A 12,859-nucleotide genomic window follows, 5' to 3' on the forward strand; every position below is an offset into this window, starting at 1 on the left:
ATTGTAATGCGACGAATTTACTACAACGTTTAGTGCAGTCATTGTATAAATGCGAACACGGTATTATTTTTTTATCGTAAGAAAGTAATCTTCCTTTACGAAATTTTTTGGTGTAGTTTTTATAAAAGAGTTAAAATTGCTGTTAAAGTGCGGCTGGTCATAATATCCATTGGATAAAGCCAGTTGGGTCATTGTTGCAGGTTTATGATTCGGATTTACAATATCATCTAAGGCTTCACGTAATTTTATGATATTAATAAAAAGCTTTGGACTTATACCGATCAAGTTTTTAAATAATTTTTGCAGATGGCGCTCAGAACAATTCAATGATCTTGCTATCGAAGCAACTGTGATGCTTCCTTTATTAGCAATAATTTTTCGTGTACTTTCAATAATCAAAGCTGTATTGCTGTCAGTTCTGAACAATGGGGTAAAAGTTTTCGTAATATATTGACATATCAATCTGCTGCTTAAACCAACCATCATATTTAAATTTAAAGTTTTCAGTATTGGTATTTCATTAGCAGGATAAATATTATCAGTAAATAAGTATGCATCTGAAATTCCAAAATGTGCCGGTGTCCAGGGAAAAAGCTGGATCATCGTTGCCTTTGTGCCGGAAAGAACATCAATAGACATTGTTTCAGTGATCTGACCACAGAAGTAGATTCCTTCAGATAATCTCTTGGTATGATCTTTATGTTTTATATGTAATCCATTTCCCTGAATGATAGCAATCGTAAAACATCCGTTAGGAGGAACTCCTTTATTTAATATAGGAGGATGGTTTTCAGGGTTGTCTAAAATCCACAGTTTCTTAATGAAATTGGCAATGTCACCATTGACATAATACTCGTTATAGATTGATTCATTTTGTAAAACTATGAAAATAGGCTTGATAGATCTTTATTAAACATTTATAATATCAAATATTTTGCTTCAGAGAGTTTTACCCCCGATTTGTTAATCAAATTTTATTTGGACAGCATTTGATTCAAAACTTTTTTCCCATTTTCATTTGCTGGGTTTAAATCAATGGATTTTCTGTACATTTCAATTGCTTTGTTCCTATCGCCCATTTTCAATAAAATTTCCCCATAGCTGTCATAAACGTTCCAACTTTTTGGGAATAGGTGAATATTGAGTTTGAAGATTTCCAAAGCCTCCTTCTGTTGATTATTTGACATCATTCGGTATGCCCAGCTATTCAGTTCATCTTCCTTAGGGTCAAATTCTGGATTAACCTTTTGTTCTTTTTTTACAAATTCAATGGCTTTATCAAATCCTTTTTCTCTCAGATTTTTTCTTAAATAGGTTAATGGATCGGCCTTCACTATATCCTGATTATAACATCCTGCTATTTCCTCGATAAAGTCTTCGGGTGAGCTTCCTGCCAGGTTGGTCAGTATGATGATTGCAAGATTATCATCAGGATAAACCAGCAAAGCTGATCTGTTTCCTCCGGACATTCCAATCGCTTTGTGGTTTTTCCGAAGTTTAGCGATTCCCCAGCCACGTGCCCAATTGGTAGGAGTTCCATTATTGAATGTACTTGGTGACCACATCATATCCAATGTTGATGATTTTTGAAATAACCTGCCATTTTGCAAAGCAATAATCCAATTCGCAATATCTTCAGAGGTACTGTTGAGGCCAGATCCTGTTCTTACGAAATCCGGAAATTCTGTGTAGACATTTATAAGTTTATTTTCAATTTTTTTGCCATCAGAAAAGCTGTTGTAGCTGTATGACGGAGCATAATTCTGAATAATATCTCTCGAATCTCCAAATACCGTATTGTTAAGATGTGCAATTCTAAACTGATTAGTATCAAAATCGGTTGTAAAAGGTTTTTTGGTGAGCTTTTCAATAATTTTCCCCAACAAATAATAATTGGTTTGATTATAACTGAATTGTTCTCCTGTTTTAAATTCCAGAGGAAGTGTCTTGAGTTTCTCCCAAATTGCTGCTTCAGTTTTTAAAGGTCCTATATCCCCGGTCATAGGATCAAGAAGTTTCAGGATCTCAGGTAATCCTGAAATATGGGTCAGCAACTGGTCCACAGTGATTTTTTGCCACTCAGCCGGCAGGTCACCCAGATATTTGCTGATTGGGTCATTCAATTTGATTCTATCCTGTTCGACCAACTGCATCACCGCAACGCCTGTGAAAACCTTTGTGTTGGAATTGATAGGAAAGATGGTCGTATTGCGTACAGGAATATTGTCCTGTAGATTTGCGATTCCATAAGATTGGCTTAAAACAATTTTCCCATTTTGTACAACCGCCAACTGCAATCCTGGGATTTTCCTTTCCTTCATTTCTCTATGAATGATCTCATCAACATTGGTCTTGGTTTGCTGAGCAGTAAATTGTAACGAAATGAGTAGCAATATAAAGTAGATTCTCATACAATTAAAACAACTCTATGAGACTTTTATTACATCGAAAATAAAATAAAAATAATTTTTAATATTTCATCAGCGAATATCTTTCCTGGAATTGATCATTTTTTCACCCAATTGGATTAAAATCACTGCAATGATAAAAAATGCAAAAGTGAATTTATATTTTGAGACTACAGAGAATAGCATCAGAATAAAATCTGAACTAATAAAACTAACAAACATCGGAATACTCATTAACATTAAAATTGATATCAGGATATAAATTTTTACATTAAACCGTCGCTGCTGTTTTGCTTCAATCTTCCGGATAATATTCTTTGAAAATCCCAGGGAAAAACCATCGGAATTTTCTTTTTCAAGGTGACTGTCCAGAAAATCATAAATTTCCTGAAAACTGTTATTTTCTTCCAGATCTTCGATATTTTTTTTCCTAGGGATATCCATCTTTCTGTAATTTTTCTTTTAATAATTTTCTGGCTCTCAGAAGGTATACTTTTATTGTTCCTTCGGGGAATTTTGTGATCTTCTGAACCTCCTGAATATTAAGTTCATCCAGATGATAGAGCGTGATCACCGTTCTGTATTGCAGCGGAAGTTCACGGATCAGCTTATTCAGATATACCTCAAATTCTTTCCCGATCAGCTTAGATTCAGGTGTCTCCGAAGTAAACTGAAAATCAATACTGTCATCCAGATTATCATATTTCTTTTTAACTTCTTTTTTCAGATAATTAATAGCAATATTGTAGGTGATCCTGGCGATCCAGGTCGATAATTTTGATTCTTTTTTAAATGATTTCAGGTTTTCAAAGACTTTGATAAACACTTCCTGACCGACATCTTCGATATCTTCGTCATTGGTCAGCATCCTGTTCAGAATAGAGTAGACCAGATTCTGATATTGTTTTACGACAATCTGAAAAGTATTCAGGTTGCCTTTTAAAATATCAGAAATGACTTTCTCTTCATCGAACATATTCTATTAGACATCATTTTTTAATATCGGTTACAATTTTCTAATATATTCAATATTTTGTAACCTGAAATGCATTTATTTGTCTATTGGTTAAATCATTTATAATGAAAAATCTCGCACCCTTTATAGTAATGATCGCAATATTGATTGCAATCTCCGTTGTAATCGTAGTTTTAACGAATTATGACCTGAAAAAGAAGATCCTGAATAAAGAAAATATTGATGATAAAATGTTTATCATTCTTAATAATCTGACCGGTTTTAGTTCGGAAATGCTGAAATGGGGAATTATTTTACTCTTTGGAGGCATCGGTTTGATCGTTCTGGAATTTCTTCCGTACAATGAAAATTCGCCGCTACCTTATGGCGTGATGACCGTCTTTGTATCACTAGGCTTTTTGACTTATTACTTTCTAATGAAAAACCAGAAGAAATAGTTTCTTCACTTAAATAATCAATCTTAACATTCCACTTTTTTAAGAACAAAAACCTTGTTCTCAGGATTCTTATGTCCAAAATTCTAAACAATAATTATGAAAACAAAAATAATTTCAGCGCTTTTTTTTATCTTATTATTAAGCCATTTGAATGCTCAGGAAAAAGTAAAAGATTCTCTTGTGCCTAAGCCGGAAACTTCCATCCAGGAGGTTGTTATTAATGGAAAAAAGCCTTTGATCAAAACAAAAATTGATGGACTGGTTTATAATGTTCAGTCCGACCCGGAAAGTAAATCTAAAAATCTTCTGGAAATGATGAGAAAGATGCCTTATCTCTCATTGGATGCCAACGAAAACATTCTTTTTAAAGGAAATACCAACTTTAAAATTTTAATCAATGGAAAAGAAACACAGCTCCTTACCAATAATCCCAAAGATGTCCTGAAAAGTATTCCTGCAAGCACGATCCGGAATATTGAGATTATTACCAATCCGTCATCAAAATATGATGCTGAAGGAGCTTCCGGAATCATCAACATTATCACGGCAAATAAAATGAGTGATGGTTACAACGCTTCTGTAAATTTTGGATCAAGGTTTCCAAAACAGGAGCATAACGCAGGATTTTCTTTGAATATTAAACAAAATAAATTAGGAATTTCGGCTTACGGTGGTGGTTTTCTCAAAAACAATCCTGAAATCGGTTACCAAAATTCCCAACAGACAGCTTCCAATGATCTGAAGCAATATGGAAGGACTTCAGGGAAAGGAAACGGCGGATATTTTAATGTAAACGCCAGCTATGAAATTGACAGTCTGAATCTTTTGAACGTTCAGCTAGGGGCAAATTTCGCCAATAACAGATCAAAAGATTTCCTCAATTCTAATTTTTCTCAACAAAATATTCTCACAGAAGATATTAACTCTATCAACAATTCTGACAGCAACGGAAAAGGATTTGAGGCCTCTGCAAATTATCAGATCGGTTTCAGGAATGATAAAAGCCAGCTGTTGACTTTTTCTTACAGATTCAATAATTACGATTATGCGGTTAACAGTATGACAGATTTTCAGAATAGAATGACCAACTCTGCCAGTAATATTAACCAAAATAATGACAATCAGAACAGCGAAAATACTTTTCAGATTGATTTTGTGAAAAATATCAGAAAAGTCTATCTGGAAACAGGGTTGAAAGCCATACTCAGAAAAAACGGCAGCCAATACACATCGGTTCCGGAAAACCTTCTGAATTCCGATGAATTTTTAAATCAACAAAATATTTACGGGGCTTATGTAACAACAAAGTTCAGTCTATTCGGATGGAATTTCCAGACTGGTTTACGATTAGAGAGTACGGATACGAATGTCAATTTCACTTCTACCAATACGAAAGTTGATCAGAATTATTTTAACCTGATCCCTAATATTTCCGTCGGTAAAAACTGGAAAGAACACCACGGCATCAATTTCGGTTTCTCCCAACGGATCAAAAGACCCGGGATCATCCGTCTGAACCCATTCGTCAATCAATCAAATCCCTATTTTCAAATCAGTGGAAACCCTTACCTGAAACCTGTTGTCAACAACGATTTGATGGCTAACTATTCTTACAATAATAAGATCAGTCTGAATCTTGGGCTTGGATATTCCTTTTCAAATAAAATTGATCTGAAAGTTTCTACCTATGATCCTGCTACAAATATTACCAAAACAACTTATGAAAACTCAAGCAGTGTAAGCCGGTTGGGCTTGGATTATAACCTGAATTATCCGGTTACAAAGAAGTTCACAGTAAGTGTCAACGGAAATTCAGCTTATTTCTTTATTAACGGAAAAGTCAATGAAGTTGAAACCCAAAACAATCTTTTTACTTATTATATTTACTTTTCAGCTAATTATCAGTTTGAAAATAACTGGAATGTCGGTTCAAATCTTGAAATCAACAGCAGAATGCCTGCAAGCCTTCAAAGTACGACCAATGCTTTTACAGGTTCTTCTTTCAGTTTCAGCAAAAGTATTCTGGATAATCAGCTTTCTTTTTCAGCGTATATCAATAATCCTTTTAATCAATTCAGAAAAGCCGTTACAGAAACTAACGGAACAGCTTTCTATCAGAATAATTATGTAAGGGATTATTACAGATCATTCGGTTTCAATATCACTTACAAATTCGGAAAGCTTAGGGACGAATTCAAAGAAACAAAGCGTAAGATCCAGAATAATGATCTGGCCAATTAGTTCATCCATATAAAAAGTGAATTACAAAGTTCTTTTTTACCATGGAATTTCTAATAAACTAGTAAATTAAAATAGGGTAAACTTTATTACAATTTAGTTTGAAAAAAATAAAACAGGCGAAATTGGCATATTTCATCTTTAGCAGTTTTGTATCAAGTCCGGAGAAATGCCTTATTATTTGAAGATTGAGAAAGAATTCTGAGAAACTGAATAGGAGCGGGTCTAAATGATATGATCCCTGAATTTTAATTCAGAAATTCATCACTTTTTTGCTCTGCATCCATCATTTGAAGCATATCGCAGGCTGATTTTGAAGTTTGCGTAATCTTTGGATTTTTTGCAATCACATCCTCTAAAAAAGATCGATGGGTGTCTCCCCACAGATTCATGGCATCAATAATGGGCATCAATGACCATCCGATTTCTGTTAATGAATATTCCACTTTAGGCGGTAACTGATGATAAATTTTCTTTTCTATCATCCCGTGGCCTTCCAGTTCTTTCAGCTGCACGTTCAGTACCCGGCGTGTTGCATCGGGCAAAAGCCTCTGAATTTCGCTCGGACGCTTTACATTCATAGATATGGCATTCAGCAGTGCCGGTTTCCATTTGCCGTTAAGCACCTCTCTGGTCAGATGCAGGCCGCAGTCTATAGTAAGGGGAATTTTTCTTTCGTACATAGCACGTTTATTTATACAAAAATACGAATTTAACAGAATCTATGGATAGGGATAAATTTATCCCTACGGTATTAGTTTACCCTATATTGTTTTACCCTGGCAAATATCGGAAATTTGTTAAAAAAAATAATGGAAGATACAACACAACCTTTGTTAGAAGGATATCAATTAGGCGATCTGCAGTTGAAAAACAGAATCGTAATGTCGTCACTTACCCGTGGGCGTGCTACTAATGCAGAGCTTATACCTACACCTCTAATGGCTCAATATTATGCTCAACGTGCGTCTGCCGGATTAATTCTTACTGAAGGCACCTGGGTCAACCCAAAATCTATAGGATTTATAAATGTTCCGGGAATCTACACCAGGCAACAGGTAGAAGGGTGGAAGCTGGTGACCCAGGCAGTACATGATAAAGGCGGGTTGATTTTTTCACAATTAGGTCATATCGGTTCCGCATCACACCCGGATTTCTTTGAAGGAGAGCTACCCGCAGGACCATCAGCCGTCAATCCGCAAACCCGTTCTTTTACTCCCGAAGGATTTAAAGATTCCCTGACACCGCGTGAGTTCACGGTTGCAGAGATTAAGCAAACCATACAGGATTATCAACTGGCAGCAAAAAATGCTCAGGAGGCTGGGTTTGACGGTGTTGAAATACATGCACTGGCTGGAATGCTGATCCCGCAATTTCTAAGCCTTGCCACCAATCAGCGCACCGACGAATATGGCGGAAGCATTGAGAATCGTTCCCGTATCGTATTTGAGATCTTAGATGCTGTCATCGAAGTCTGGGAGAGTACCCGCGTCGCTATTAAGTTTTCCCCGGCCGCATTAAGCAGCGTAGGAATCATGACGCCGGATGAAGAAACCATCCCGGTTTTTCAATATATCTTAAAAAGATTGAGTGAATATAATCTGGCCTATTTACATATTGTAGGACCTGCGGAAGATTTAAGCGGTACGCCTGTAGCGGAATTACAGGACAATTACTTCAGCCATTTCCGTCAAAACTACAGCGGCCGGCTAATGGCCAACCTGGGCTTTACGCAGGAAAGCGGCAATGCGATTCTGAAAAAAGGAACAGCAGATCTGGTATCCTTTGGTACGCCGTTTATTGCCAATCCCGATTTGGCAGAACGTTTCAAGTATAATATTCCGCTGTCAGAAAGCAATCAGGACACAATCTATACTGGTGGTGAAAATGGATATGCTGATTACCCTGAAGCGGAATATAGTGATTATGTTAAATAAGAATTAATCGGTGAGAATATTTCCCAATGGTATTACCAAATTAATTGAGAAGCTTTCATCCTGTAAGCTTCATCCAATGTTATCATAAACTCCTGAATGCATTTACATTCAGGAGTTTTTATTATTCTTTGGAAATAGTGAAAATTTCTACTAATGGAAATAAATATCAAACCGCATTTAGTACTGTTTTATTGTTTTATATTTTGCTGATAAACATGCATGGAATATAATCGGAAATAAAGGAGAAATATCGCTTCTTTCCGGTTCTGTAGTCATAACAGAAGAAATATCGAAATATTTAGTGGAAGATTTACAGAGAATTTCACAGTTGTTAGCATTGAAAAAACTAGACTTTTTACAGTAGTAGATTTGGCGTTATCGGTAAAAAAAATGGACTATTTTAGCCGATATAGCTTTAAGATTTTCTTTTTCATCATTTAAATTGCTGAGTAAGCTAAAAGTCCATCTTTTTATACCTGTACTTGAAATATTCGTTTCAAGGGTTTTGAGAGATTACCTAATCAAAACTGTAAAAAGGATAAAATATGATGTTGTCTTTGGATAATTATACTACTTAAAAAATAAAATTAGTTTTATATACTATAGAAAATTGATTTTTTGAGTAAAGCCCGGATATTTATAATAAAGAATCATAAAGATTGAACCAGGTTCGTGATATTTTTCTTTTCAGTTCTTATACCGGTTTCGCCTATGTGGATGTAAAGAAATTGACAAAATCTCATGTTAATATTGGAATAGATGATGCCAAATGGATATTCACACATCGTCAGAAACCGACACCTCTACAAGAGTTCCATTATTACCTTTAGCCCAGGAGCTAATTTTAAAATATGAAAATCATCCGGAAAGTGTAAATTCAAATATCCTGTTTCCTGTTCTCAGTAATCAGAAAATGAATTCCTTCATTCGTTTCCAAAACGAAAATGCTATCTTTACGAATAATCCCATAAACATATCGGAAAAATGATTTTTGAGTTTACATCAAAACCCAATTTCGATTTTATAGCTGAATTCTCGGCACAATTCGACATTCCTGTCTTCGACAATTGTCTGACAATTCCTGCCTCAATGGGAAAAGGCTACATCAAAAAAATAGTTTTTGGAACGGATTTTAGATTGATTATACACCGTTATAAATTAAACGAAGATTTTACCATAAAACGTAATGCATCCTTAGAACGAAATGATTTAATTAGCATCTTTTTTTATAATAATGAAAATTTAATTGATTTGGTTTATAACCAAGATCAACGAGTCCCATTTTCCCAAAATAATGAATCAGCAATTCAGCTAACCACAAGTGATATGAATTCTGTTATTAAATTTCCAGCCAATAGCGAAATTTATAAATGTATTGTTGGAATTACATCTGAAAAATTAGCCACGCTCTTGCGTATTGAAAAACCCAATTCAATTATTCAAAAAATAACAAGCGGTAAGGACTCTTTTACCTACTTTGAAAGTATGAATCAAGAGATGTTGAGAAATTTAAAGCAACTTTTTGAAATTAATGTAGAAAACAATTTAAGTAATTTTTATTATCAAATAAAAGTACAAGAATTGTTATATCATTTATTTGATAAGCTTTTGCAAAGAGTAAATCTACCACATCAACTCATAAATAATGCTGATGTAGAAAAATTATTGGTGTTGCGAAATATCATTTTAGAGGATTTAAGCAAGCCTCCTGTATTAGGTGCGCTGTCTAAGTTAATTGGAATGAGTGAAACCAAAATGAAACAACTTTTCAAACAAACTTTTGGAGATACTATTTACAATTACTATCAAAAAATAAGAATGGAAGAAGCTGCATTTTTATTAAAACAGGCTGGCTATTCCGTTTCAGACGTGGGCTACCAATTGGGCTTTTCAAACCTTAGTCATTTCAGCAGGTTGTTTGAAAAACAGTTTGGCATTACCCCAAAGAAATACTCTGTTGTCGGATAGGAAAGTGAAATCATTTGTACCTTTGAAGTGAGTTTAAACTCAATAAATTTTTATTTAATAAAAAGCCATGGAAACTTTAATCACTATTTTTATAGAAAAATTGGGTCTTGAAAAGCGCCATTTTGAAAAATTCAGTAACGAAATGTACACCAAAATAGTAAAGAAAAAAGAGCATCTGATTATCGAAGGTTCGGTTTGTAAATTTATTGGAGTCGTTACTTCAGGTACATTGAGGTCTTATATTCGGAACAATGGCGAGGAATTTAATAACGATTTTTATCTTGAGAATAGTTTTGTGAGTGCCTATACAAGTTATTTAACCCAGATGCCTACCAATTGCAACATACAAGCATTAACGGATGTTGAAATCAATTATATTACGTATAACCAGTTAAATAAATTAATTGCCGAAGACAGTGATTTTCTTAAGTTAGGAAAATATATCTCTGATAATTATTTTATTAGAAAATGTAAAAGAGAAACTTCTTTTTTAAAAAATACGGCCTCAGAACGACTTGAAAACCTTTCCACAATATTTCCTGGGATAGAGCAACAAGTGTCTCAATACCATATTGCTTCTTATTTGGGGATTAAGCCCGAATCTTTAAGTAGAATAAAACTCTTAACATACATCAAGAAATAAAAAAAAACTTGCACTTTACTTTGTACTTCATTAATTAAATATTTTGAAGTATGCCAATAATCAATCTAAAAGTAAGCGGTAACGAAGACCCTTCCTTAGCAAAAGAATTAGCAAAAAACATTAGTAATCTTACAAAAGATGTTTTAAACAAAAGACCAGAAGTCACGGTAGTTACCATATCATTTATTCCAGATTACCTTTGGTTTATTAATTCAGAATCTTTAGCTGAATTAAAACAGAAAAGCTTTCATCTTACCATAAAGATTTCCGATTCTACAAATCTCAAAGATGATAAGTCAAAGTATATTGATACGATCCACAAATTATTGAAATCCTCTCTTGGAGATATTCATCCTGTAAGCTACACAGCTATTGAGGAGATGAAAGCTGATGCCTATGGTTATGAAGGATTAACCATAGAATATAAGATTATCAATAATAAAATTATAAACAATGCAACAAAGTGATATTTCCTGTTTAAACCAATCCGTGAAAATTAATAGATAACAACAAAATGAAAATCTTAAAAATTATGTCAATTATTTTTTTGATAACTATTCAACAATATAATGGGCAACAAGAAGGAAATAATAAAAAGGAAATAAGACAAATTGTAAATAAATATAGTGAAAGTGTAATCGAAAGAGATTCGATTAAATTCTATGACTTGTTTAAAGCTGGTAATGTTACTTGGTGTGCAGCAACTAAAGACAAATCCCAAGCTAAAAAAATTGAAACTAAAGGAATAAAAGAAGCAGGCACTAATTATTTTTCAGGAACTTACAAAGGCTTTTTTAGAGCTTTATTTAGATACCAGTCAACCGAAGACAGGTTTGATAATATCAAAATTATTGAAGATGGTACTGTTGCATCAGTAACTATGGATTACAGTTTTTGGGCAAATTCCAAAATGACTAATTGGGGAAGTAAATATTTAACCTTAATTAAAACAGATGGAATATGGAGGATTACAAGTGTTATTTATTCATTAGAACTTACAGAATATTTTGACCAGCCATCACTTAAAAAAAGAAAAAAACTAAAAAATCAGCGTTAAGCCAAAGAAATACTCTGTTGTCGGATAGGACTATTTTACGGTCTTACATCGCTATTTTATCCTTGCCCATCAGCGCATCTTTGTATTATTAAAAACGAATAATATGCAAAGTAAAATAGCAACACTTTTAACGCCGTATTCAAAAGGCAATCTCCATCTTAAAAATCATTTGGTGATGGCTCCTATGACAAGAAGCAGGGCCATCAATAACATACCCAATGATTTAATGGCGGAATATTACGGGCAGCGAACCGGTGCTGGGCTTATCATTACAGAAGGTACCGCACCAACAGCTGATGCGTTGAGTTATGCCCGAATCCCCGGCATATTTAGTCAGGAACAGATTGAGGGTTGGAAAAAAACAACCGCGGCAGTGCATCAAGAAGGCACTAAGATTTTTCTTCAAATAATGCATACTGGTCGCATTGGGCATTATCACAATTTGCCAGAAGGTGCAATACTTGTTGGTCCTTCTGATATAAAGGCGATGGGGCAAATTCAAACAGACAATAACGGCTTGCAGGATTTTTCAGAACCCAAAGCATTGACAATAGATGGAATAGAAGCAGTTGTTCAAGGTTTTGTAAAGGCTGCAGACAATGCCATAGCAGCCAACTTCGACGGCATAGAATTGCACGGTGCCAACGGATATTTATTGGAACAATTCCTGAACCCGAATGTAAACAACAGAACAGATACGTATGGTGGAAGTATTGAGAATAGAGCGAAACTAACGCTTGAAGTAGCCGAAAAAACAGTTTCAGCAATTGGCAATGATAAAGTAGGTATCCGCTTGTCGCCATTTTCAAAGACAGGCGATTTACAGCCGTATGATGAAAGTGAAGTTCATAATACTTACGCCTTTCTAGCAACCGAATTGAACAAAATGAAAGTTGCCTACCTACATATTGTTATGAATCCGCTAATCCCACAGGCAACTTTAGATGCCATTCGTTCAAATTTTGATGGAACCATTATCAAGGCAGGTGGATTTACTCCCGAAACAGCCGAACAGGCATTGGTAAACGGTTCTGCTGATTTGGTTGCTTTCGGCAAAGCTTTTTTAGCCAACCCCGATTTTGATAAACGGATAGAAACAGGCGCTGCTTTAAATCCTGTTGACTTTAAAACATTGTATGCAACACCTGATGCAATAGGTTATACGGACTATCCAACTCTACAAAGCTAATATTCT

13 protein-coding genes are annotated in these 12,859 nt (G+C 34.7%); 8 read left to right on the forward strand and 5 right to left on the reverse strand.

The annotated features are described in order from the left end of the window. Nucleotides 1-63: 63 nt before the first annotated feature. From IX38_RS23405 to IX38_RS11815, 4 genes are all read right to left on the reverse strand, one after another. Nucleotides 64-900, reverse strand: coding sequence for a helix-turn-helix transcriptional regulator (locus IX38_RS23405; protein ID WP_316934143.1), 837 nt, complete (start codon nucleotides 898-900; stop codon nucleotides 64-66). A gap of 74 nt (nucleotides 901-974) precedes the next feature. Then, nucleotides 975-2,411 carry a serine hydrolase gene (locus tag IX38_RS11805; protein ID WP_051884670.1) on the reverse strand — a complete coding sequence of 479 codons (1,437 nt, stop codon included), beginning with the start codon at nucleotides 2,409-2,411 and terminating at the stop codon, nucleotides 975-977. A 69-nt stretch (nucleotides 2,412-2,480) separates the two neighbouring features. Next, a complete protein-coding gene (locus IX38_RS11810; RefSeq protein WP_034705231.1) occupies nucleotides 2,481-2,852 on the reverse strand; it encodes a hypothetical protein in 372 nt (123 codons plus the stop codon). Next, nucleotides 2,839-3,384 (reverse strand): RNA polymerase sigma factor, encoded by a 546-nt coding sequence (locus IX38_RS11815; protein ID WP_034705233.1) that lies wholly within the window; start codon nucleotides 3,382-3,384, stop codon nucleotides 2,839-2,841. The genes IX38_RS11810 and IX38_RS11815 overlap by 14 nt, the downstream gene beginning before the upstream one ends. Nucleotides 3,385-3,488: 104 nt before the next feature. On the opposite strand from IX38_RS11815, the gene IX38_RS11820 reads away from it, so the two are divergent. Together IX38_RS11820 and IX38_RS11825 are read left to right on the forward strand one after the other, a co-directional pair. Beyond that, nucleotides 3,489-3,821 (forward strand): DUF6249 domain-containing protein, encoded by a 333-nt coding sequence (locus IX38_RS11820; protein WP_034705234.1) that lies wholly within the window; start codon nucleotides 3,489-3,491, stop codon nucleotides 3,819-3,821. Nucleotides 3,822-3,917: 96 nt separating this feature from the next. Further along, the gene (locus IX38_RS11825; RefSeq protein WP_051884672.1) at nucleotides 3,918-6,062 is read left to right on the forward strand and encodes an outer membrane beta-barrel protein; all 2,145 of its coding nucleotides are present in this window, start codon (nucleotides 3,918-3,920) and stop codon (nucleotides 6,060-6,062) included. 245 nt (nucleotides 6,063-6,307) lie between these two features. Here IX38_RS11825 and IX38_RS11830 read toward each other — a convergent pair whose 3' ends face one another. Next, nucleotides 6,308-6,742: a winged helix-turn-helix transcriptional regulator gene (locus tag IX38_RS11830; RefSeq protein ID WP_034705236.1), complete on the reverse strand. Its 435-nt coding sequence runs from the start codon at nucleotides 6,740-6,742 to the stop codon at nucleotides 6,308-6,310. Between the two features lie 129 nt (nucleotides 6,743-6,871). Here IX38_RS11830 and IX38_RS11835 point away from each other — a divergent pair, with 129 nt between their 5' ends. The 6 genes from IX38_RS11835 to IX38_RS11865 all read left to right on the forward strand — a co-directional run bounded on the left by IX38_RS11835 (nucleotide 6,872) and on the right by IX38_RS11865 (nucleotide 12,853). After that, on the forward strand, nucleotides 6,872-7,996 hold the full coding sequence (locus IX38_RS11835) for an alkene reductase (RefSeq protein WP_034705237.1): 1,125 nt from the start codon (nucleotides 6,872-6,874) through the stop codon (nucleotides 7,994-7,996). Between the two features lie 1,089 nt (nucleotides 7,997-9,085). After that, on the forward strand, nucleotides 9,086-9,964 hold the full coding sequence (locus IX38_RS11845) for a helix-turn-helix domain-containing protein (RefSeq protein WP_228377942.1): 879 nt from the start codon (nucleotides 9,086-9,088) through the stop codon (nucleotides 9,962-9,964). A gap of 67 nt (nucleotides 9,965-10,031) precedes the next feature. Next, complete coding sequence (locus IX38_RS11850; protein ID WP_034705242.1) at nucleotides 10,032-10,607, forward strand: Crp/Fnr family transcriptional regulator; 576 nt, start codon at nucleotides 10,032-10,034, stop codon at nucleotides 10,605-10,607. 50 nt (nucleotides 10,608-10,657) lie between these two features. Then, entirely contained in the window at nucleotides 10,658-11,074 is a 417-nt protein-coding gene (locus tag IX38_RS11855; RefSeq protein ID WP_034705243.1) for a tautomerase family protein, read from the forward strand. A gap of 47 nt (nucleotides 11,075-11,121) precedes the next feature. Next, nucleotides 11,122-11,664, forward strand: a complete 543-nt coding sequence (locus tag IX38_RS11860) for a nuclear transport factor 2 family protein (protein WP_034705244.1) — start codon at nucleotides 11,122-11,124, stop codon at nucleotides 11,662-11,664. A 103-nt stretch (nucleotides 11,665-11,767) separates the two neighbouring features. Then, the gene (locus IX38_RS11865) at nucleotides 11,768-12,853 is read left to right on the forward strand and encodes an alkene reductase (protein ID WP_034705246.1); all 1,086 of its coding nucleotides are present in this window, start codon (nucleotides 11,768-11,770) and stop codon (nucleotides 12,851-12,853) included. Nucleotides 12,854-12,859 lie beyond the last annotated feature (6 nt).

It is taken from the genome of Chryseobacterium luteum (genome assembly GCF_000737785.1).
Classification (GTDB): Bacteria; Bacteroidota; Bacteroidia; order Flavobacteriales; family Weeksellaceae; genus Chryseobacterium; species Chryseobacterium luteum.

What these genes read in the sequence shown, in the direction of transcription:
- IX38_RS11845 (WP_228377942.1), top strand. Translation starts at nt 9,086, where the DNA reads ATGGGAAAAGGCTACATCAAAAAAATAGTTTTTGGAACGGATTTTAGA.
- IX38_RS11815 (WP_034705233.1), bottom strand. Translation starts at nt 3,384, where the DNA reads ATGTTCGATGAAGAGAAAGTCATTTCTGATATTTTAAAAGGCAACCTG.
- IX38_RS11820 (WP_034705234.1), top strand. Translation starts at nt 3,489, where the DNA reads ATGAAAAATCTCGCACCCTTTATAGTAATGATCGCAATATTGATTGCA.
- IX38_RS11865 (WP_034705246.1), top strand. Translation starts at nt 11,768, where the DNA reads ATGCAAAGTAAAATAGCAACACTTTTAACGCCGTATTCAAAAGGCAAT.
- IX38_RS11810 (WP_034705231.1), bottom strand. Translation starts at nt 2,852, where the DNA reads ATGGATATCCCTAGGAAAAAAAATATCGAAGATCTGGAAGAAAATAAC.
- IX38_RS11860 (WP_034705244.1), top strand. Translation starts at nt 11,122, where the DNA reads ATGAAAATCTTAAAAATTATGTCAATTATTTTTTTGATAACTATTCAA.
- IX38_RS11835 (WP_034705237.1), top strand. Translation starts at nt 6,872, where the DNA reads ATGGAAGATACAACACAACCTTTGTTAGAAGGATATCAATTAGGCGAT.
- IX38_RS11805 (WP_051884670.1), bottom strand. Translation starts at nt 2,411, where the DNA reads ATGAGAATCTACTTTATATTGCTACTCATTTCGTTACAATTTACTGCT.
- IX38_RS11830 (WP_034705236.1), bottom strand. Translation starts at nt 6,742, where the DNA reads ATGTACGAAAGAAAAATTCCCCTTACTATAGACTGCGGCCTGCATCTG.
- IX38_RS11850 (WP_034705242.1), top strand. Translation starts at nt 10,032, where the DNA reads ATGGAAACTTTAATCACTATTTTTATAGAAAAATTGGGTCTTGAAAAG.
- IX38_RS11825 (WP_051884672.1), top strand. Translation starts at nt 3,918, where the DNA reads ATGAAAACAAAAATAATTTCAGCGCTTTTTTTTATCTTATTATTAAGC.
- IX38_RS11855 (WP_034705243.1), top strand. Translation starts at nt 10,658, where the DNA reads ATGCCAATAATCAATCTAAAAGTAAGCGGTAACGAAGACCCTTCCTTA.